Source organism: Streptomyces sp. NPDC047108 (genome assembly GCF_040643575.1).
In the GTDB taxonomy this organism is placed as follows: domain Bacteria; phylum Actinomycetota; class Actinomycetes; order Streptomycetales; family Streptomycetaceae; genus Streptomyces.
This window is the reverse complement of the sequence record NZ_JBEYUP010000003.1, coordinates 31681-53891: the sequence shown is the minus strand read 5'-3', so window position 1 is coordinate 53891 and position 22211 is coordinate 31681. Positions and strand designations below refer to the sequence as shown.

12 protein-coding genes are annotated in these 22211 nt (G+C 73.5%); 8 read left to right on the top strand and 4 right to left on the bottom strand.

Features of this window, described 5'->3' with window-relative positions; all coding sequences use genetic code 11:
• Window positions 1-618 precede the first annotated feature (618 nt).
• From ABZ822_RS08535 to ABZ822_RS08515, 5 genes are all read left to right on the top strand, one after another.
• Window positions 619-4413, top strand: a complete 3795-nt coding sequence (locus ABZ822_RS08535; protein ID WP_360850422.1) for an FtsK/SpoIIIE domain-containing protein — start codon at window positions 619-621, stop codon at window positions 4411-4413.
• Window positions 4414-4891: 478 nt separating this feature from the next.
• Entirely contained in the window at window positions 4892-5725 is an 834-nt protein-coding gene (locus tag ABZ822_RS08530) for a 2,3,4,5-tetrahydropyridine-2,6-dicarboxylate N-succinyltransferase (protein ID WP_360848986.1), read from the top strand.
• Between the two features lie 281 nt (window positions 5726-6006).
• Window positions 6007-7407, top strand: a complete 1401-nt coding sequence (locus ABZ822_RS08525; protein WP_360848983.1) for an extracellular solute-binding protein — start codon at window positions 6007-6009, stop codon at window positions 7405-7407.
• A gap of 15 nt (window positions 7408-7422) precedes the next feature.
• The gene (locus tag ABZ822_RS08520) at window positions 7423-8790 is read left to right on the top strand and encodes a sugar ABC transporter permease (RefSeq protein ID WP_360848980.1); all 1368 of its coding nucleotides are present in this window, start codon (window positions 7423-7425) and stop codon (window positions 8788-8790) included.
• Window positions 8787-9716 (top strand): carbohydrate ABC transporter permease, encoded by a 930-nt coding sequence (locus tag ABZ822_RS08515; protein ID WP_360848977.1) that lies wholly within the window; start codon window positions 8787-8789, stop codon window positions 9714-9716. The genes ABZ822_RS08520 and ABZ822_RS08515 overlap by 4 nt, the downstream gene beginning before the upstream one ends.
• A 101-nt stretch (window positions 9717-9817) precedes the next feature.
• Here ABZ822_RS08515 and ABZ822_RS08510 read toward each other — a convergent pair whose 3' ends face one another.
• Window positions 9818-11335 carry a glycosyltransferase family 39 protein gene (locus ABZ822_RS08510; protein WP_360848974.1) on the bottom strand — a complete coding sequence of 506 codons (1518 nt, stop codon included), beginning with the start codon at window positions 11333-11335 and terminating at the stop codon, window positions 9818-9820.
• A 284-nt stretch (window positions 11336-11619) separates the two neighbouring features.
• Between ABZ822_RS08510 and ABZ822_RS08505 the strand changes: the two genes are divergently transcribed.
• The gene (locus ABZ822_RS08505) at window positions 11620-13311 is read left to right on the top strand and encodes a glycosyltransferase family 2 protein (RefSeq protein ID WP_360848971.1); all 1692 of its coding nucleotides are present in this window, start codon (window positions 11620-11622) and stop codon (window positions 13309-13311) included.
• Between the two features lie 67 nt (window positions 13312-13378).
• Window positions 13379-14365, top strand: coding sequence for a UDP-glucose 4-epimerase GalE (galE, locus tag ABZ822_RS08500; protein WP_360848968.1), 987 nt, complete (start codon window positions 13379-13381; stop codon window positions 14363-14365).
• A gap of 75 nt (window positions 14366-14440) precedes the next feature.
• Here the strand turns inward: galE and ABZ822_RS08495 are convergent, their stop codons facing one another.
• From ABZ822_RS08495 to ABZ822_RS08485, 3 genes are all read right to left on the bottom strand, one after another.
• Window positions 14441-15586: a glycosyltransferase gene (locus ABZ822_RS08495; protein ID WP_360848965.1), complete on the bottom strand. Its 1146-nt coding sequence runs from the start codon at window positions 15584-15586 to the stop codon at window positions 14441-14443.
• An 8-nt stretch (window positions 15587-15594) separates the two neighbouring features.
• Window positions 15595-18519, bottom strand: coding sequence for a bifunctional glycosyltransferase family 2 protein/CDP-glycerol:glycerophosphate glycerophosphotransferase (locus ABZ822_RS08490; RefSeq protein WP_360848962.1), 2925 nt, complete (start codon window positions 18517-18519; stop codon window positions 15595-15597).
• A gap of 150 nt (window positions 18520-18669) precedes the next feature.
• Window positions 18670-20667: a stealth family protein gene (locus ABZ822_RS08485; protein WP_360848959.1), complete on the bottom strand. Its 1998-nt coding sequence runs from the start codon at window positions 20665-20667 to the stop codon at window positions 18670-18672.
• 305 nt (window positions 20668-20972) lie between these two features.
• Between ABZ822_RS08485 and ABZ822_RS08480 the strand changes: the two genes are divergently transcribed.
• A complete protein-coding gene (locus ABZ822_RS08480; protein ID WP_360848956.1) occupies window positions 20973-22202 on the top strand; it encodes a hypothetical protein in 1230 nt (409 codons plus the stop codon).
• Window positions 22203-22211: the final 9 nt, after the last annotated feature.

Sequence of the window (22211 nt, the reverse complement as noted above, 5' to 3'; positions counted from 1 at the left end):
CGGTACGGACACGGCCGGTCCCGGCGAGGGACGCCTGATGGGCCGTTCAGGGGGATCCGGGGCCGGGCGTGTGCCATGTCCGCGACAGAGACGGGTGCGTTGGGCTTCTCGCCCCGGGGGGGGCGTAGGAACAACTTCTGCGCCGGCCCGAGCGGTTCCGCGGGCGGCGTTCGGTGCATGGCGTTCGCCGCACGGCGTTCCGCGGGCGGCGTTCCGTGCACGGCGTCCCGTGCAGGGTCGTACGCGCCTGCGCGGCGTCGGCTCCGTCCACGGGCTCCGTGGCTGGGCGGCGGACGAGGTGTCCGTCCCGGTGCCGCGTGGTCCTCGGAGTTGTCCCTGGATGACTCGTACGGGGGACCGCGGTGTCGGAACTGGGTCGCCTCCAGCAAGTTTCTCGTCTTTATTCGTGCGGTTACCGGTCCAATCAAGATCAATGAGCTGTGGTTTCCCGGCGAAGTGTCGGCCGCAGGTGCGAGGATGCCTCCCAGCACGGAAGCGGCCGGGGCGGGGACTCCCCGCGCGACGTGCTGACCTGTACGTGCCGAAGTGCCCGTACGCGGCGGGGGTTTGACGGCTTCTCCCGCAGCGTGGCCGGGGCAGAAGGGACCGTTGACGGCGATGCAGATCCGGCTGACCGTCCTCGGGCCGCGCGGCGGCCACGCCGCGCGCGCCTGCGACGTGCTGGTCACGGCCCCCGCGGGGACCGCGCTCGCCGCGGTCGCGAGCGGGCTGGCCGCTGCCGTCGCTGCCGCGTCGGGCCCTTCCGTGGGCGCAGGCACCGCGCCGACGGGACCCTCCACCTCGGGACCGGGTGCGTCCGGCGCGCCGGGAAGTGAGGCGGCGTCAGGCGGTCCCGGCGGCTCCACCGGCCCGGTGGTGCTCTTCGCGGGCGGCGAGCGGCTCGACCCGCAGCGCTGCGCGCTGGGGGAACCGCCGCTGACCGACGGCGCCGTGCTGTCCCTCAACTCCCCGGCCGATCCCGGCCGTCACCCCGGTGTGCCCCAGGAGGCGCCGTCCGACGCGTCGGCACAACTCCACGTCGTCTCGGGTCCGGACGCCGGTGGCGTCCACCTGCTGCACAGCGGGCGCATCCAGATCGGCCGGTCCGCCGACGCCGACGTCCCCCTCGACGACCCGGACGTCTCGCGCCTGCACTGCGCGGTCACGGTCGCCGACGACGGACAGGTGACGATCGCCGACCTCGGATCCACGAACGGCACCTCCCTCGACAGCGCTCCGCTCGCCACGGGGGCTCTCCCCTTCCCTCCCGGCTCCCTGCTCCGGCTGGGCGAGTCGACGCTGCGGCTGGTGGGCGCGGAAGAGGCCCCGTCCGGCGCGAGCGGGCGCGGCGCGGGGGGTGCGGCGGGAGCGGGTGCGCGGCCCGGTACGAAGCCGGATACGAATACGAAGCCGGGTACGAAGGGATCCCCGCTGCACGACGTACTGCCGACCGCCGCGGACGGCGAGGGCCATCTCCGCGTATCGCTCCGGGCGCATCTGGGCTCGGCGGGCACCGGGACCGCCGCCGCAGCGGGCACCGCGGCGCCCCGACTCGGCGCTGTGCTCCCGAGCGACCGTCAGCACTCCGTTCCGGGCGCGGACCATGCCGGTCCCACCACCAACGGCTGGGGCACGGGAGCACCGGCAGGACCGGCAGTGACCACGGCCGGACACCCGGGGGCCGGACACGACAGGCCCGGCACGCCCCGGCGTCCCTCGTGGGCCACGGGCCCGTACGACGACGAGGACGGCCCCACGGCCTCACCCGGCCGCGCAGCACCCCCTGCCGGCGAGCACGGCGGCCTGTCCAGTACGCCGCGATCCGTGCCGCCGCAGCGACCGGCCGGCGCCTCCGACCCGACCCATGACGGCCGGACGGGGCTCCGTCTTCCGCACCAGGCGCCCGCTCCTGACGGGCCGTTCCCCGGGGCGGGCCCGGGTGCCGTGACCCACGGCGCCGGCTACCGCGCCGAACACCCCGCACCGTCGTCGCAGGTCTCACCGCCGTCACCGCCGTCGCCGTTCGGGGGCGACGAGAACGCCGACGGCCCCGTGGACGACGAACCCCGACGCCCGACGCGGTGGGGGCGCGGCATAGGCGCCTGGGCCCGGCGGTTCGCCGCGGGACGGGACGCCGAGATCCCTGACGGACCCGCCGTGGCCGACGGGTCCGCCGCGCTCCGCCCCTCCGTCGAGGCCGCGCGCGCCGCCGCCACGGCCTTCGAACGATGGCCTGACCCCGCCGACATACTGCTGACCGCTCTCGGCCCCGGCCCCCGTCTGTGGGAGCGCGGCTCCGGACACCCCGATGCCCTCGTCGTACGGCTCGGCACGACGGACCGGTCCGGCGCCCCCAACACCCCCGTCACCGTCGGCCTGCGCGAGACCGGTTCGCTGGGACTCGCCGGGCCGCGGGCGCGGCTGTCCGGCCTCGCGCGCGCGGTCGTGGCCCAACTCGCCGCGCTGCACGCTCCCCCGGGCCCCGGCGGCGCGGACGGCCTGGAGATCGTCCTGATCTCCACGGACCGGTCGCGCGGCGCCGCCGAGCGGCTCGCCGAGTGGTCCTGGCTCGGCTGGCTCCCGCACGTGCGCCCGGCCCACGGCCAGGACTGCCGCCTGCTGCTCGCCTACGACCGGGACCAGGCCACGGCCCGTACGGACGAACTCGTCCGCAGGCTGGACGACGGCCCGCTCGGCCCCTCCTGGGTCACAGCGGACCGCGCGGCCGTGGCCGACGCCGCCCAGCGGTACGACGGTCCGCACACGCTGGTGATCGTCGACGGCGACCCGGGGTCCTCCGCGCTGCGCGGGACGACGGCGCGGCTCGCGGCGGGCGGCGCGGCGGCCGGCGTCCACCTCCTCTGTCTGGCCGAAGCGCCCGCGGCCACCCCCGCGTCCCCGCTCGCCGCGACCTTCGACGCCGCGTGCACCGCGTCCCCGCCCTTCTCCGAGTGCGGCGCGGCAGGTCTGCTGAGCGGCGACGTGGCGACCGCACTCCGCGTCACGCCACTGTCCCCGTCGGGCCCGGCGGGGAACGGCGTGGTGGCGAGCGTCGACGCCGTGTCGGCCGCGTGGGCGGAGCGCTTCGCGCGGGCGCTGGCACCGCTGCGCGCCGCGGACGTCCCGGGCGCGGCCCCCGCGGGCGGTTCACGCCGGATCGCCGCGCCCCTGCCGCGTACGGCCCGGCTGCTGGACGAGTTGGGCCTCGCCCGTGCCACGCCCGCGTCCCTGACGGCCCGTTGGGCCGCGGCGGCGGACACGGACGCGGCGCCGCACGGCCGGGCGAGCGCCGTTCTGGGCGCCGGGCAGCACGGACCGCTCTCCGTGGACCTCGCGCTCGAGGGACCGCATCTGCTGATCGAAGGCGGTCGCGGGGCGGGCAAGACCGAGCTGTTGCGGTCGCTCGCCGCATCCCTGGCCGCCGCCGACCGCCCCGACCGGCTGTCCCTGGCGCTGGTCGACGGCGGGGGCACCGACCGCGGCGAAGGGCTGCGCATCTGTACGGACCTGCCGCACGTCTCGACGTATCTGGCGGCCGCGGACCCCGTCCGTATGCGGGAGTTCGCCCAGGCGCTCAGCACGGAGCTGAAGCGGCGGGCGGAGCTGCTCGGCGAGCTGGACTTCGCCGAGTGGCACCGGCGGCAGGCGGTGGCGGGGCGGCTGGTCGCCCCACGGCGCTCCGCCGAGCGCGGCACGTACGGCGCGGACGGTGCGCAGGGCGAGAGGCACGCGCTCGATGCGCGGAGCCCGGACGGCGAGCGGGGCGATCCGCAGGGGGTGGACCGTCGCGGTGACCTCGGCGACGTGGAGTCCACGCGCAGCGGGACGCTGAAGCTGCGGGCAGCCGTGCCGGCGGCCGAGGACGCTCCGCCGCGCGCGGACGTCCTGCCCCGGTTGGTCGTTCTCGTCGACGACTTCGACGAGTTGGTGGACCCCGCCCTGGGAAGCCGCGGCCGCCCCTCGGCCGGTTCGGTCGTACGGGCGCTGGAGGCCGTGGCGCGGGACGGCGCACGGCTGGGGGTGCACCTCGTCGCGGCGGTCGGCCGCCCGGACCGCACGGCGGAGACAACGACGGCCGCCCGCGCCGGTCTGCGGATCACCCTGGACCTGCTGCCCGCGCGGGCCGAAGGCCCGGACGCGGGCGAGGCGTCGGCGGGCCGCGGCCGGCTGGTGCGCGGCGACGGCTCTCAGGCCGTCTTCCAGGCGGGGCGGGTGACGGGCCGTATCCCGCGCACCGCGACGCAGCGGCCTACGGTCGTGACGCTGGACTGGGAGCGGATGGGCGACCCGCCCGCTCGGCGACCGCTGCGCGAGCTGGGCAACGGGCCGACGGACCTCGCTCTCCTGGCGAGCGCCCTCCAGCGGGCGGCCGAACAGTCCACTCCCCCGTCCAGACCGCTCCGGCTGCTCTGACGGGGGAATCCCCGGGTCGACCCTTGCCGCGGCTATCTGGATGCAAGCGAAGGCGAACTTCCTTTCATCGAGAGGCCGTTGAGATCGTGTCCGTGGCAACCGGCGAGCGAACGTACGGCAGTCGTGTCGGCCGGTCGTGTCGGGCGGTCGCGCCGAGCCGGTCCTGAAGCCGGGTGAACGGCGTCAGCAGTGCGGGACCTCGCGCGGCACGGACGGCTCGGCCCGCGCGCGTCAGGTCGTGTTCCTTCGGGGGGCTGCGGTCAACTCGATGTTCCCCCGGCGCAGTTGTGGTCCCGCTCGCCCGCGCTTTCGCCGACACCCACGCCCGGAGCTACGCGAAGACGGGCGCCCGGGACGCGCGCGACACGACCGCGCACCGCACCGGTACCCGTGTCTCCGCACACGCCCCCCGCCCATGCCCGTACGAGCGGTGGCCCCGGCAGGCTGCAGCGATCGTGACGATCAGTAGGCTCGGCCCATGACCCTTGCGCAGAGCCCCCTTTCGCCCCGGATCGACGAACTGTGGGAGCGACGCGACGCCCTCGGCCCGGCCGATCGTGAAGCCCGTGCCGAGGTCGTCGACGCGGTGGACCTGCTGGACAGCGGCGTCGCGCGCGTCGCCGCCGTCGATCCCGCCACCGACGAGGTCGTGGTCGACGAGCGGGCCAAGCGAGCCATCCTGCTGTCGTTCAAGGTGCTCGAGATGACCGAGAGCACGGTCGGCGGGTTCCACCACCACGACCGGATGCCGCTCAAGGAGCGGCTCGACGGCGTCCGCGTCGTTCCCGGCGCGATCGCCCGCTGGGGCAGCTATCTGGCTCCGGGGGTGGTGCTCATGCCGTCCTTCGTCAACATCGGTGGCTACGTGGACGCCGGTTCCATGGGGGACACCTGGGCCACGGTCGGGTCCGCGGCGCAGATCGGGCGCAATGTCCACCTGGCGGGCGGCTCGGGCATCGGCGGCGTCCTGGAGCCGCCGAACGCCGCGCCGGTGGTGATCGAGGACGACGCGTTCATCGGGTCGCGCTCGATGGTCGTCGAGAGCGCCCGGGTCCGCCGAGGCGCCAAGCTCGGCGCGGGAGTGATCCTCACCCGGTCGACGCGGGTCTTCGACGCCGAGACCGGTGACGAACTGCCGCGCGGCGAGGCCCCGGCCTGGTCGGTCTGCGTCAGCTCGACCCGGGTGAAGACGTTCCCCGGGGGCGAGTTCGGCATGCCGTGCCTGCTGGTGCTCAAGCGCCTGCCCGAGGGCAGCGCCCACGACAAGCTCGCGCTCAACGACATCCTCCGGGACCACGGCATCGCCGCCTGAGCGACGCGGCACTCGCCGCCCCCGGGCCACGCACCCTCGCCCCCCGCCCCCGCGGAGGCCCCCCGGAGCCCCGCACCCCTCGCCGTGGCCCCTCGCCGTGGCCTCCCGGCGCAGGTGGCAGTGGCAGGATCACAGCACGGTCACATCCCACATTGGGGTAGATGGCGGTATTGCGGGTGGTGACGATCCGGGCGTAGGACTGTCCGCACGGGACGTACGGAGCACCTGTGCGCGGCCGTCAAGCCGGGTCCGCGTCGAGGCGCAGCGGGGAGGACCCAGGGATGCGTACAGCCACCACACACACCACCCGATCACCTGGCTCCGGCAGATGGAGCCGGACCACGCGAGCCTCGCTGGCGGTCGTCGCCGCGGGCGCCCTCGCGCTCAGCGCCGCGGGCTGCGGTGGCAGCGACGACGGGAAGAGCGCTTCCGGCGGCGACAAGGACAGCGCGCCGTCGGTGAAGCTCCCGAAGCTGGACGGTGAGAAGCTGCAGGTCGCCGCCGTCTGGACAGGCGCCGAGCAGAAGAACTTCAATGCCGTCCTCGAGGAGTTCGAGAAGCGCACCGGCGCCGATGTCTCCTTCGTGCCGACCGGTGACAACATCTCCACGTTCCTCGGGACGAAGGTCGAGGGCGGTGAGCCGCCGGACGTGGCGGTCATGCCCCAGGTCGGTGTGCTCCAGCAGTTCGCCGACAAGGGCTGGATCAAGCCCGTCGGCGGCACCGTGGAGAAGGAGCTCGCCAAGAACTTCTCGAAGGGCTGGCGGGACCTCGGCGCCCACAAGGGCAAGCAGTACGGGGTCTACTTCAAGGCCGCCAACAAGTCGCTGGTCTGGTACAACACGGCGGCCTTCGAGGCGGCCGGCACCTCCGAGCCGAAGACCTGGGACGAGTTCCTGGAGACCGCCGAGACGGTCTCCGCCTCCGGTGTCGCCCCCGTGGCCATCGGCGGCGCCGACGGCTGGACCCTCACCGACTGGTTCGAGAACGTCTATCTCTCCCAGGCGGGCCCGGAGAAGTACGACCAGCTCGCCCAGCACAAGATCAAGTGGACGGATCCTTCCGTCAAGGAGGCGCTGAAGACGCTCGGTGAGCTCTTCGGCAAGAAGACGCTGATCGCGGGCGGCCAGAAGGGCGCGCTGCAGACGGAGTTCCCGAAGTCCGTCACGCAGGCCTTCGCGGGCGGCGACTCCCCGGACGCGGCGATGGTCTTCGAGGGCGACTTCGTCTCGATCAACATCGCCACCGACACCAAGGCGAAGATCGGTACGGACGCCAAGGTCTTCCCGTTCCCGGCGGTGGGCGAGGAGTCCCCGGTCGTCAGCGGCGGTGACGCGGCCGTGGCGATGAAGGACAGCAAGGCCGCGCAGGCCCTGCTGACCTATCTGGCCTCGTCCGACGCGGCCGAGATCTGGGCCGAGGCAGGCGGCTTCATCACGCCGAACAAGAACCTCGACCTCGCGGCGTACCCGAACGACGTCCAGCGCGACATCGCCAAGGGCCTGATCGCGGCGGGCGACGACTTCCGCTTCGACATGTCGGACCAGGCACCGGCGTCCTTCGGCGGGACCAAGGGCGCGGGCGAGTGGAAGGTGCTCCAGGACTTCCTGGCGGACCCCGAGGACGTGGCCGGCGCCCAGCGGGAGCTGGAGGCCGAGGCCGCCAAGGCGTACAAGAACTGACGGGTCGTCACTGAGATGGCGACAGCGACCGCGGGGGGCGCGGCCGCGCCCGGCACGCCGCCCCCCGCCGTATCGCCGAAGAGCAGTGGCAGAGGCGTGCTGGGCACCCGGCCGTGGGTGGCCGCCTGCTTCCTGCTGCCCGCCCTGCTGCTGCTCGGCGCGCTCGTGGTCTACCCGATCGGGTACACGGTCTGGCGCAGCTTCTACGACGCGTCCGGCACCTCGTTCGTCGGACTCGACAACTTCGTCGAGATCTTCTCCGACCAGGGCACCTTCACCGCCATCAAGAACAACCTGATCTGGGTTGCGGTCGCGCCCACGGTCTCGACCGCGCTCGGGCTGATCTATGCGGTGCTGACCGAACGCGTGCGCTGGAGCACCGCGTTCAAGCTGATCGTCTTCATGCCGATGGCGATCTCGATGCTCGCCGCGGGCATCATCTTCCGCCTGGTCTACGAGCAGGAGCCGGAGCGCGGCGTGGCCAACGCCGTCTGGGTGGGCGTGCACGACACCTTCGCGGAGGCGTCGGCCTATCCGGGGGCGCACCCGCTGCCCGTGTCCGGTCTGAAGGAGTCGGGCGGCGGCTCGTTCACCACCCAGTCCGCGGTACGCGCCGGGGACGCCGCGAATCTGCCGCTCGTCGGCGTCAAGGCCGGGTCCATGCCGGCGGACGCGCCGGACGCGAAGGCCGCGCCCACCGCCGACGGGAAGATCACCGGCACGGTCTGGCTGGACTTCGTCAAGGGCGGTGGCGGCCGGCCCAACGTCATCGACCCCGGCGAGAAGGCGCTGTCCGGGATCACGATCGAGGCGGTCAAGGACGGCAAGGTCGTCGCCACGGCGAAGGCGGGCCCCGACGGCACGTACGTGCTGCCCGCCGACCGGGCGGACGGGGCACAACTCCGCCTGCCCGCCTCGAACTTCACCGAGCAGTACCAGGGCATCGACTGGCTGGGACCCTCCCTGGTCACCCCCGCCATCATCGGCTCCTACGTGTGGATGTGGGCGGGCTTCGCGATGGTGCTCATCGCGGCGGGGCTGGCGGGCGTACCGCGCGAACTGCTCGAGGCGGCGCGGTGCGACGGCGCGAGCGAGTGGCAGGTCTTCCGCCGGGTGACGGTGCCGCTGCTGGCACCGGTCCTGGCCGTCGTCCTGGTCACGCTGATGATCAATGTGCTGAAGATCTTCGACCTCGTCTACATCATCGCGCTCGGGCCGACGCAGGCGGACGCCAATGTGCTGGCGCTGGAGCTGTACCTCACCTCCTTCGGCACCGACAGCGATCAGGGCGTCGGCAGCGCGATCGCCCTGTTGCTGCTGCTGTTCGTCACCCCCGTGATGATCGTCAACGTCCGCCGCATACGCAGGGAGGGCCGGCGATGACCGCATCGACGTCGACCGACGCGCTGCCCGCACCCCCGCCGCCCGGGACCGCCGCGGCGGACACCAAGGACGCCCGGCCGTCCCTCGGCTCCCGCCTCGTCGCGCGGGCGAGCGGCGGCGTGGTGCAGGTCTTCCTGATCCTCGTCGCCCTGCTCTGGCTGATGCCGACCCTGGGGCTGCTGATCTCCTCGCTCCGTGACCCGACCGACATCGCGACGTCGGGCTGGTGGGAGGTCTTCACCCAGCCCGCCCAGCTCACCGCGAGCAACTACTCCGGTCTGCTCGACAACGACGTGATCGCGGGGTCGCTGCCCACGACCCTGCTCATCACCGTCCCCTCCACGGTCCTGGTCGTCGTCATCGGCTCGCTCGCCGGATACGCCTTCGCCTGGATGGACTTCCCCGGCCGCGACTGGTGGTTCCTGCTCGTCGTCGGGCTGCTGGTGGTGCCGGTGCAGGTGGCGCTGATCCCGGTGGCCAAGCTCTTCGGCGTCGTGGGCCTCTTCGAGACGACGCCGGGTGTGGTCATCTTCCACACGGCCTTCGGGCTCCCGTTCGCCATCTTCCTGCTGCGCAACTTCTTCGCCGAGATCCCGCGGGAACTGCTGGAGGCGGCGCGGCTGGACGGGGCGAACGAGATCCGGCTGTTCACCCGGGTCGTGATGCCGCTCGGCGGGCCCGCGATCGCCTCGCTGGGCATCTTCCAGTTCCTGTGGGTCTGGAACGACATGCTGGTGGCGCTGATCTTCGCGGACTCCGGGTCACCGCCGATCACGGTTGCCCTGCAGCAGCAGGTACGGCAGTTCGGCAACAACATCGACGTCCTCGCGCCCGGCGCGTTCGTGTCGATGGTGATCCCGCTCGCGGTCTTCTTCGCCTTCCAGCGGCAGTTCGTCACGGGCGTGATGGCGGGCGCGGTGAAGTAGCGCGCTCGTGGAGGGACGGGCGTACGCGAAGGGGCGGGCGCCCGTGCCGGTCACGCCCGCCCCTCACCTGCCGCCCGTACGCGGTCAGTTGTGCACGTCGGTCAGTTGTGCACGTACAGATGCACGCTGCCGCCGTGCAGCCGCTCCACGCCCTCACGGTGGAACCGGTCCGACAGCACCTCCTGCTTGGCCCGCTCCCCCGCGCTGCGGAAGACGCGCCGCTGGTCGGAGTCCTCCCGGTCCAGCAGCCACACCCGCTGGGCCTTCGACAGCGCTTCCTTCAGTTCCCGCGGCGGCAGTTCGGTGCCGTAGAGCGTGCCGGATGCGGCCGCCGACTTCGCCAGCGCCACATCGCGCAGCCCCGCGAACTTCTCCGGGTAGGCCACGGCGACCTTCCGGCGGGGACTGGCAAGGAACAGCACCGCGTCCCCCGGCTTCGCCTCCTGCCGGACCATCTCCGCCATCGGCAGCAGATCGTCCAGCCTGCTCTCCCCGGCCCGTACATGGTGGTGGGCGCCGAGCTGCCCGCCCAGCACCAGCGACACCATGAGCGCGGCGGCCGCCGGCATCGCCAGCGGCATGGCTCCCCGGAACAGCACGAGCCCGGTGAGCCGGTCGAGCCCGGAGGCGGCGAGCAGGCACAGGCCCGGCAGCGCGTACAGCACGTACCGCTGGTCGTAGACCGGGTCGATCTGGGAGACGGCGATCAGCAGCGCGGGCGGGACCACGAGGAGCGGCAGCGCGACCGTGACGACCGAGACCGGCGGGCGGTCGAGCGTGGGGCGGCGCGGGGCGACGAGCGCGGCCGCCGCGAGCAGCAGGACCAGGCAGGCGATCCAGCCGGAGGGTCCGGCGAAGGACCGGACGAGCCGGGTCACGGCCTCCCAGCCGGGCTCCGGGATCCAGGCGAGGGCGTCCTCCTTCTGTCCGCTCGCCATCCAGGCGACCGGTGTCACGGCCACCACGGCGAAGGCCGCCGACAGACTCCAGCAGCGCCACTGGCGTGCGCTGCTGCGGGACAGGAGCAGGGTGACGGCGTGCGCGGCCGGCAGCAGCAGGGCGAAGGCGTGCAGCAGCACGGTGAGCGCGGTGGCCACGGCGTACCAGCGCCACCAGCGTCCCTCGCCGGTCTCGAGCGCGCGGACCAGGAAGTACGTGGCGGCCGTCGCGCCCCCCACCACCAGCGCGTGGCTGCGGCCCTCCTGCGCGTACAGGCTGACCAGCGGCAGGACCGAGAAGAGCATCCCCGCCACCAGGCCCACCCGAGCCCCGGCGAGCCGCGCGCCGATCGCCGCGACGAGGGCCGCGGCGAGCACCATGCCGATGACGGAGGGGAGGCGCAGCATGAACGCGTCGGGGCGCAGCGACAGCAGGCCGTGCATCAGCAGGTAGTAGAGGCCGTGGATGGCGTCGATGCTGCTGAGCAGCTGCCACAGCTCGGACGGGGTGCGGCGGGCGGCGCTCCAGGTCGCGGCCTCGTCGCTCCAGATCCCGCGGCGGCCCAGGTCCCACAGCCCGAGGAGGGCCATGGTGGCGGCGGGGAACAGCAGGATCGCCACCGGGGTGCGGCGCACCAGGGGGACGGGCCGAAGCGGGATCTTCACCTCGGTTGTGACCATCGGCGTGCTCCTGTCGTTGGCGTCGGCTGTCCGCTCCTTGGTTCGGCATCAGCCAGGTGTGGCTTGAACTGGCGTCCCACCCGCGTGGGACGCCCGGCGCCGCCGATCCGGTCATGGGCCGGGCGGCCGATTGACGGCGTGAAGCGGAGGCGGGGCGCGGCGAGTTCACAGCGGTCATGGGGGCACCCGGGGCGGGGCGGCCCGGCGCCTTCCGCGGCTCCGATGAAAAGCACAGTTTTGGGAGTTATGAACTGTTCGCGGCGAGAAATAGACTGATGTCACCTATGACACCCAGGACTCCTCCCCCGTCACCCGCCGCGCAGGTCAGCATCGTCGTGATCGGCTGGAACGACGCCGAGCACATCGCGGGCGCCGTCCACTCCGCCCTGCGCCAGGGCACGGCGGTCGCCGAGGTGATCGTCGTGGACGACGCCTCGACCGACGCCACGCCCGGGGTGCTGCGCGAGCTGGCCGCCCGCTACGCCCGGATCCGTGTGGTGCGCCGCGAGACCAACAGCGGCGGCTGCGGCACCCCGCGCAACGACGGAATGCGCCTGGCGACCGCGCCGTACGTGATGTTCCTCGACAGCGACGACGTCCTCGAGGCGGGCGCCGTCGAGGCCCTGTTCCGCGGGGCCGTCCGCCATGACGCGCAGGTCGTCGCGGGCCGGTGCGTCCGGCGAGAACTGCCCGGCGGGCGCGATGTGCCCTGGCAGCGGGCGCTGTTCACGGTGGAGACCGCCCATGGCTCCCCGGCCGAGCTGCCCCGCCTGGTCCACGACACGGTGTGCGTCAACAAGCTGTACTCCCGCGCGTTCCTCCAGGAGCACGGCATCGCCTTCCCCGACGGGGCGTTCCGCTACGAGGACTTCGTCTTCACCGCCCGCGTCCTCGCCGCGGCCCCCCGGTTCGCCCTCGTCCCGGACACCGTCTACATCTGGCACGTCCGCCGCGCGGACCGGCCCTCGATCTCCCTCGCCCGCGGCGACATCGGCAACTGGCGCAGCCGGCTGGCCGCGCACCGCCGCACCGTCGAGATCTTCGAGGAGGCCGGGCTGAAGGAGCTGACGCACGCCGCCCAGGTGAAGTTCCTCGACGACGATCTGCGGATGTACGCCCGCGAACTCCCCGCCCGCGACCCGGAGTACCGCTCCGCGTGGTGGCGGCTCACCCAGGAGCACCTGGCGGACGTCGACGAGGCGGCGCTGCGGGCGGCCCGCGCCCCCGCACGCTGGATCGCCCGGGTCGTCACGGCCGCGGACGGCCCCCGCGACCTGGAGCGGATGGCCGGCCTGGCGAACCGCCCGGCCCGGCTGCTGCCGCCGTACGTCCGCGCCGCGGGGCGCCCGGTCTGGGACGCGGACCTGCCCGCCGTCGTCCTCGACGGCCTCGACACCAAGCCGATGCACCGCCTGCCGGTCACGGTGGACGCCGAGCCGCGCCTCGAACGCGATCCCCGCCCCTCCCGCCCGGCCCGGCTGCGCGTGACGGTGCGCGTGCACGAGTTGTACGGGCGCCTGGCCGCCGCGGGTCCCGTCGCCGTGGACCTGGAGCTGCGCCACCGCGACGACGGCCGCCTCGGCGTGGCCCGTGACGCCGAGGTCGTCGCGGAGGACGGCATGTGGACGGCCGACGTCCTGCTGGATCTCCCGGCCGTGGCACTCGCGGGCGGGCGCAGGGAGGGCCGCGCGGGCCCGGACGTGTGGGACGTACGGGTCCGGCTGCGCTGCTCCGACGGATCCTCGCTGTGGACCGCGGCCCGCGCCACCGGCCCAGGACTGCGGCGGGCGGCCGTCCCGGGCGGGCGGCGCGGCCTGGTGCTCGTCCAGCCGTACGCCACCGCGGGCGGATCGCTCGCGCTGCGGGTCGCCGCGGGGCCGAGCGCCGCGACCGCCGTCGTGCGACGTAGGCTGCGACGCATGGCGGCGCGCGGCCGGCGACGGCCGGGTTCCCGCCGGGGGCGCGACGGGCGGTGACCGGAGCCCGGCCGGCCACGGCCGGCGGACGGACGAATGCGGAAGACGCGGAAGACTGGGGAGAGGCATGTCCTTCTTGATCACAGGTGGCGCCGGGTACATCGGAGCCCATGTCGTACGCGCGATGACGCAGGCGGGCGAGCGGGCCGTCGTGGTCGACAACCTGTCGTCGGGCGACGCGGCGCGGCTGCCCGAGGGCGTCCCGCTGGTCGTCGGCTCGGTCCTGGACCGCGAGCTGCTGGACCGTACGATCGCCGAGCACGGCGTGACGTGTGTGGTGCACCTGGCCGCGAAGAAGCAGGTCGGCGAGTCCGTCGAACAGCCGCTGCACTACTACCGCGAGAACGTCCACGGCCTGGAGACGCTGCTGGCGTCCGTGGTCGCGCAGGGCGTGCCCCGCTTCGTCTTCTCCTCCTCCGCCGCGGTCTACGGCATGCCGGACGCGGACCTGGTCACCGAGGAGACCCCGTGCGTGCCGATCAACCCGTACGGCGAGACCAAGCTGGCCGGGGAGTGGCTGGTCCGGGCGGTCGGCCGGGCCCACAACATCACCACCGCGTGCCTGCGCTACTTCAACGTGGCGGGCGCGGCGGCACCCGAACTGGCCGACACCGGGGTGTTCAACATCGTCCCCATGGTCTTCGAGCGGCTGACGGCCGGTGAGGCGCCGCGGATCTTCGGCGACGACTACCCGACCCCGGACGGCACCTGCATCCGCGACTACATCCACGTCGAGGACCTGGCCGACGCCCATCTGAGTGCGGCCCGGCGGCTGGCCGAGCCGGGGCGGACGGGTGACCTGACGGTCAACATCGGCCGCGGGGAAGGCGTTTCGGTCCGCGAGATGATCGACCTCATCGCGGAGGTCACCGGCTACCGCGAGCCGGCGCCCGAGGTCACCGCGCGGCGCGCGGGCGACCCGGCGCGCGTGGTCGCAGCGTCCTCCCGGATCAAGGGCGAGCTGGACTGGAAGGCGCACCACGACGTCCGCTCCATGGTCTCCTCGGCGTGGGAGGGCTGGTGCCGCCTCCACCCGGAGGCCCGCCGCGCCTGAGTCCGTACGCGGGTCCGGGCCGCTTCGGAAGCCCCGGGCACGGTCGGTTCGAAAGCCCCGGGCACGCCCGGCGCGTCAGCGCTCCAGGAAGGCGAACAACTCCTCCCAGCGGCGGACGATCTCCGCGGGCACGTACCGCTGGACGTTGACCCGCGCCGCCTCCCCCATCCGGTCACGCAGCGGCTGGTCGGCCATCAACTGCCCGAGCCGCCGGGCCAGTTCACTGGTGTTGCCGGGAGGCGCCAGCAGACCGTCCTCGCCGTCCCGGATGATGTCGCGCACGCCGGGAGCGCAGTCGAACGCCACACACGGCACGGCCGTCGCCATCGCCTCCATCAGCGCGAGCGGAAACCCCTCCCCGCGGGATGACTGGACGAACAGCGAGCTGCGGCGCAGCGCACCCGGCACGTCGTTCGTCCGCCCCATCCAGGCCACCGACCCGTCGAGGCCGAGGTCCGTGCACTGCCGGCGCAGCGCCTCCTCGTCCTCCCCCGCACCGTAGATCCGCAGGGTCCAGCCGGGGTGGCGGGGTGCGGTCTCGGCCCAGGCGTCGAGCAGCATGTCGATGCCCTTCTGGTCCGTCAGCCGGCCCATGCTGGCGACGGTCTTCTCGGTGCGCGGCGAGGGCTCGCCGGGCATGAAGGGCAGCGGGTTCGGCATCCAGCCGGTGTTGTCCAGGCCGTGGCGGATCCACAGGTCGGCGTCCTCGCGGGTGAGGACGAGCATGCGGTCGGCCTCCGGGTAGTACCGCAGCACCCGCGGATAGCGGGAGGTCCTGCGGGTGTACTCGTAGCTCTCGTGGCTCATGCCGATGACGCTCGCCCCCGCGGTGTCGGCGAGGACCACCCACTCCATGGCCCACACCTGGGTGACGATGACGACCGCGCCGGGACGGGCCGCGCGGAACATCGCGCTCAGCTTCGCCGCCTGGTCGCGCATGCCCGCCGCGCGGGCGCGCCGGTGCCAGGCCGCCACCGGGTCGAGCCGCCCGCGCACCCCGTTCACCGGGCGCAGTTTCTGCGGCTTGGCGTCGTAGAGCGTGGTCGTGGGGTACGGGAGGTCGCCGCCGAGGTCCTGCGGGACGTCCGGCTCGGTGATGCCGACGACGTGGACGCGGTGGCCGTGTTCGGTGAACAGCCGGGCCATCTGGTGGGACCAGCTCGTCACGCCGCCCAGCTCGTCGACGCTGTTGGAGACGAAGAAGATGTCGCGGCTCGTCATACGGCCCATCACGCGCCCCCTCCGGTGGTGAAGAAGGTCCGCACGACGGTGCGGGCCGCGTCGCCCCGGTCGTACTCGCCGAACTCCGCGGCGAAGCGGCGGCGGGCGTCGGCGTACTCGGTGTCCGCGCGCTTGAGATCGGCGACCGCGGCGAAGAGCGCGTCCTCGGTCTCCACGACCGGCCCCGGCGCCTTCTCACGCAGGTCGAAGTAGGTGCCGCGGGCCTCGCCCGCGTATTCGTCCCAGTCGTACGCGTAGAAGATCATCGGCCGGTCCAGCAGCGCGTAGTCGAACATCACCGAGGAATAGTCGGTGATCAGCGCGTCGGCGAGGGTGAGCAGCGGGGTGACGTCGTGCCGGCCGCTGACGTCGAGGACGGCGCCGCGGACGGAGGGCGGCAGCACCACGTGGTTGAGGTAGTGGGAGCGGATCAGCAGCACGAAGCGGTCGCCGAAGCGCCGCGCGAACTCCTCCACGTCAAAGGGGAGTTCGAAACGCTGTACCCGTCCGGAGGCGGAACTGCGGAAGGTGGGCGCGTACAGCAGCACCTGCCGGTCGTCGGGGATGCCCAGCTCGGCGGCGAGCGGACCGCGCTCGCGATTCCCGGTCTCCTCCGCCCTCCGCCGGGCGGCGACGATCGCGTCGTTGCGCGGGTAGCCGGTACGCAGCAGCACCTCCTCCCGCAGCCGCAAGGCCCGCGCCAGGGTGCGGACGTCGTGCTCGGAGCGGACGAGGAAGTGGTCGAAGCGGTCGAGCACGCGCTCGTACTCCTCCTGCTCCGTGCGGCTCATCAGCTTCTTGCCCGGCTCGTCGAACCCCATCCGCTTGAGCGCCGATCCGTGCCAGGTCTGGATGTACGTGGTGCCGGGGCGCTTGGTGAGCTTCAGCGGGAAGCCCTGGTTGTCGATCCAGAACTCGGCCTGCGCCAGCGCCCGCAGATAGGGCCAGCTCCAGCGGCGTACGAGCACGGCGCTGTCCGGGAAGCCCTGGGGCCTGCGTCCGGCGTAGGACCAGACGGGCTCGAAGACGACGTCCTGGCGCCGCATCTCCTCGTAGATGGCGCGCGGGTTGTCGCTGTACTGCTTGCCGAGGTGGCTCTCGAAGACCACCAGGCCCTTGCGGACGGGGAGTTTGCAGAGCACCGCATGGTAGGCGCGGATCTTGGTGTCGCCCGAGTCCAGCCTGCGCCTGACCGTGCGGGCCGTGCGGAAACCGGATTTGGCGAGGCCGCCCGCCCTGCTGCGCACGGCCGCGTCGACGGCCCGGCGCGTGCGCTCGGCCGCCGGTCCCCGCGCGGCCAGGACGAAGGAGAGGTGGCCGCGCCGGGAGATCCGCGGTTCGAGGCGGTCGGCGACGAGCCGGGTGAGGCGGGGCCGTACGTGCAGGGGCCGGGCGCGTTCGAGGGCGAGGCCGTCCGCGCTGAGCCGGGTGCGCAGCCGCTCGCCGTCCACGTCGAGCAGCAGCCGTACGTCCCACACCGCGTCGACGACTCCCAGCGGCCGCAGCTGCCGCCCGAGGTCGGCCTCGCCCGTCCACTCCAGGTGGTCCCCCGCGTGCCGAAGCGAGAGCAGGGGGAAGCGGAAGGTCTGCAGGCTGCGGCGCCGGGCCCGGAACTCCAGCTGCCCGCGGACGGTGGCGTCCGGGCGGATCCGGCCGAGCGGATTGACGACGCGGCCGGAGAGGCGGATGGTGCCGAGGCCGTCGTCCGCGTAGTCGGTGAGGCGGTTGCGCAGGAAGAGGGTGCGCAGCTCGGCGGTGTGGTAGCCGAGGGCGGTGACGTCGAGGACGCGGCGGCCCTCGGGGTCGTCGAGGTGCTCGGCGCACCAGTAGATCCGCCCGTCGCGTTCGGCGAGGGGCGAGGAGATCTTGTCGCGGTTGGTGAGGGTGTCGGCGGCGGGCAGGAGGTTGTCCCAGTCCTCGCGGGCCAGCAGATAGGCGCAGATGGCCTGGATGGGCTGGGCCTCGGCGTACGCCTCGGGCCCGATCGACTCCAGATAGCCGCCGACCAGCTCGGCGAAGCGGCGCCGGTACTCCGCGTCGAGCAGGGGCAGGTCGCGCAGATGGAGGACGAGGTCGTGCTTGAGGAACTTCACGTCCTTGTGGAACTTCAGCTCGGGCAGCTGCCGCCGCTCCAGCAGTTCGTCGATCCGCCGGTGGATCTCCATGCGCTGCGCGAAGTTGGCGATCTCATGGCGGCGGTTGCTGATGGACCGCGCGCCGTCGGCGGCGGTCTTCTCCTGGACGTTCCAGAAGTAGACGTGGTTGGGGACGAGCGTGATGCGGCCTGCGGCGAGATAGGCGCTCGCGGAGAAGAGCAGGTCCTCGTAGTGGATGCCGACGGGGAAGAGCAGGTTCTGCTGCAGCAGGAAGTCCCGCCGGTAGCACTTGTTGGTGGAGAGCGTGTCGTAGACGAAGAGATCGGGGAGTTCGGCGACCGAGTCGAGCGTGCGGGTCTCGGAGTACAGCCACGGGTACCACTCGACGGTCTTGTGGTGGCGGCTGTCGACATGGACCCGCACGCAGAGGCCGGAGACGAGGTCCGCGCCGGTCTCCTCGGCGGCCTCCAGCATGTTGCGGCAGGCGTTGCGCTCCAGCTCGTCGTCGCTGTCGAGGAACATCAGGTAGCGGCCGCGGGCCTCCTGCATGCCGTGGTTGCGCGGCGCCCCGCAGCCGCCGCTGTTCCGCTCCAGCCGGAAGGCCCGGACCCGGCCGGGGTGGGCGTCGGCCAGCTCCCGCGCGACCTCGTACGTGCCGTCGGTGCTGCAGTCGTCCACGATCACGATCTCGGTGGAGCGCAGGGTCTGGGCGAGGGCGGAGCCCACGGCGGTGGGGAGCCGGGCGGCGTCGTTGTAGGCGATCACGATCACCGATACGTCGGGGGCCGGAGCCGGGGTGTCCGTGACCGGCTTTCCTGTCGTGTCCGTGGCGCCCATCCGCCCCTCCGATCGGCCGAGACCAAAGCCGATCATAGCGCGGCAAAGTCGACATATCGCCTCGATGGGTGCCGTACGGGACCCCGGAAGGCCGGGGCCCCGGGGCGCCCGGAGCAACGGCGCCGGGGTGGGGCGGCGGGCCGGTCCCGGTCAGCCCGGCAGTTCGTGCGGGGCGGGCAGCGGGAAGTAGGCGTCGAGGAAGGGGTGCAGCAGCGCCACCTGCCCCGTGATGTCCGCCTCGTCCGACTGGGTGTCGTTGAGGCAGAAGGCGGCCCGGTCGCGGTCGGCGAGCAGCCGGTCGAGCCGGGCCGCGGCGTTCGGCCGGGAGAGGTCGATGTAGGCGTAGTCGAGATCGCTGGGCAGGGCCCGCCCGGTGTGGAAGGCGTAGTAGTGGTGCAGCGAGGACGGGACGGCGATGTCCGCGCGGCTGCGGAAGCGGTGACCCGCCGTGGCCCGGTGCTGCTCGGCGAACTCCTCCTCGATCTCCGCCAGCACGCTGCGCCGCAGCGCGTGCGGCACGTGCTTCATCTTCTGCACGGGCGTGGTGCCGAAGCGGGCCTCGATCAGCGCCCGGTTGTTCTTGCCGGCGACCGAGACGGGCACGTCCGCCTCGGACGGCGGGCCGAACGGTACGAGCGCGGGCGAGGGGAAGAACTTCGTCAGCCCGTTGGCCAGGAAGAAGTCCTCCGGCACGGCCTCCTGACCGAGGAAGACGTCGTCGTTGAAGTAGAGGAAGTGCTCGGACAGGCCCTCGATGTGGTGGAGCTGGCTCTCGATGGCGTGCGAGTTGAACGTCGGCAGCACCCGGGGGTCGCGGAAGATCTCGCGGTGGGCGACGACCGTGATGCGCGGGTGCGCGATGTCGAGCCAGGCGGGGGTCTGGTCGTCGGTGACGAGATAGATGTGACGCACCCAGGGGGCGTACGTCTCCAGCGCGCGCAGGGAGTAGCGGAGTTCGTCGCGGTTGGCGTAGCGGGCGGCGTTGGCGGCCTCGTCGTGGTAGGCGCGGTCGGTGAACCGGGCGCGGCGGCTCAGCCAGGCGGGGTCGGAGCCGTCGACCCAGGTGTAGACGGCGTCGATGGGGAAGGCGATGTCGCCGGGCAGGGGATGCGTGAACTCCTCACGGGTGCGCACGGTCAGCGGGCCCGCGGCCGGCGACACGGCGGCGGGCAGCACGGCTGCACGGGGACCGGCACCGCACGGTTCGGGGGTGGAGGACCGTGCGGTGCCGGAGACGGGGGCGGCGGTGCTTTCGGTGCCGGGCTGTTCGGTGCCGGGCTGTTCGGTGCAGGGTCGTTCGGTGTCCGGCGCCGGGACGGCGGGCGCGCCACCGGGCCCGTACGGGGTGGTGAACAGCACAGCGGGGACCCGCACCGCGGCGCCGTCCACCGGCACCGACTCCGTGACCGCGTTCCGTCGCGGCGCGGTCAGCCGGTCGTCCTCCCGGACCCAGAACTCCACGTCGCAGCCGTACCGCGTGCCGAGCACCTGCCGCTGCCGCGGATCCGTACGGAACCAGGTCAGGCGCAGCGCCTCCGCCCCCGCGAACCGGCGCCAGACGCCCGGGACGTAGCCCGGGACGGCGTGCACGGGGTCGCGGCGGCCGTGCGCGAGCGCACTCACGTACCCGGGCAGCGTGCGGCACAGCCGGGCGAGCGCCGCCAGTGCGCGGTCGCGGTCGTCCCGCGCCACGGCCACGACGGCCGCACCGCGGGCCCGGCCCCGTACGCAGAAGTACGGGACCCCCGCCTCCTCCAGGGCTCCGGTGACGGCGGTCAGATTGCCCGTACGGGCGCGCACGGGCGACAGGTCCCGCTCGACGAGGGCGATCCGGGGCTGCCCCGCCACCAGGGCGACCGTGCGCCCGGCGGCCACCAGCAGTTCCTGGTGGCGGCCCGCCAGATGGGCGGCGCGCAGCCGGTGCACCGGGCGGCCCGATGTGAGGGCGCCGATGCGCTGTTTGACGATGCGCCGCAGCTCGGGCGAGGAACGCCCGGCGATGGCCCGGCGGACCCCCACCGGCACGGCCCTGCGGTACGCCGACACCAGCGCCGACGCCTCCGGATTGACCGGCAGTCCGGTCGCGGCGCGCCCGGTCCGCGGATCCGCCGCGCCCGGACGGGGCCCGGCGATGCTCTGCCCCTGCATCCGACTCCCCCTCCATAGCTGAACCGCCACCGGTGCCACCGCGATCGACGCGAACCGATCCGTCAGCCACCGGCATCTCGTTGGACTCACCACCCCGGGGCCGAGTTGTGCGCATTGAGGCATCAGTTCGCGATAAGCCCGGCTCATGGCGTCTCGTTGCGTCTCGTTGCGTCTCGTTGCGATCTGTCGTGCAACCCCGCCGCCGAGGCGGCCGTCTAACGGACAGACGGAGGAATCGCGACATCTGTTGTGCATCGCCTCGGTGACCTGAATCACCTCATGACAGGAAAAAGGTGGCTTTGGCCATGCCCGGACACGTGCCCCCGATGAGCGGCACCCTGCTGACCCGTGCCGTCGGCGCTGCGCGGACGGCACGGACCACGGCCGTACGGGTGCGCCGCCGCGTGGAGCGCATGAACACGGTCCCGGCGCTCGGCGGCCACGGCCTGCGCCGGCCACTGCTCGTCCCCGTCCACCTCTCCGTGCTCGGCGGACGCACCCTCAACGCCGCCGTCCCCTTCCCCCGCCCTGCCTCCGGCATCGCCGCCGCACGGCTCGAACTGCGGCGCGGCGGGCACCAGGAGACCGTGCCGCTGGAGCAGGAGCCCGCCCCGGCGCAGGGGGACGGCGGCGTGCTGCTCGCCGCGACGACGGCCCTGCTCTCGCCGTACGGCGCGGGGTCCCGCACGCCCGGGCCCGGCAGACCCGATCCCCTTACGGCTGCTCCCCGTACGACCGGGGCTCCTACCCCTGCACCGCGTGCACCGGGCCTGGTCCTGAGCGCCGGGGTGTGGCGGATCGCGGTCGTGGTGACCGACGGCACCGGCCGCGAACTGCGCGCCTCCCTCGCCGCGCCCGCACCGCTCCCCGCCGACGGGCCCACCCTGCCGGGGTCGCCGAGCCCGGAGTGCGGCACGCTGTTCCGGCCCGTACGGTCGGTCGACGGCCACGCCATGCTCAAGGTGACGCCCCCGCGCCGCCAGGCCGAACTGACCGCGCTCGACCTGCGCTGGGACGGGGTGACGGTCCGCGGCAGGCTCGTCGGCGGCGGCGAGCCGCACCTGGTGCGGGCCGCGTACACCGCAGAGGCCGTACGGCGCGGCGCCGGCGCGACCGGCCGGGCCCTCCCGGCCGACCTGCGGTGGGACGGCGACGGCTTCGCCTTCGACCTGCCGCTGGCCGCCATGGCCGGGGGCGAACGCGTCCAGCGCACCTGGGACGTGCAGCTCCGCTCCGGCCGTGCCCGGCTCAGGGTGGCCCGCCGCCTGACCGACGTACGGCACCCCCGCCGGGTCTTCCGCACCCCGTACCGCGTGATCGCCCTGGAGGACGGCGCCCTGCTGCGGGTGCACGCCCACGTCACGGCGGCCGGGGCGCTCGCGGTGACCTGCGCCGCGATCGACCCGCAGACCTCGATCGACCTGCAGCGCGCGACCGCCCCGCAGAGCCCGAACGACCCGCAGAGCCCGAACGCCCCGCGGACATCGGCCGGAGACGCGCACACCGCCCCGGCCCCCACGGACGCCCCGACCTGACCCGGCGAG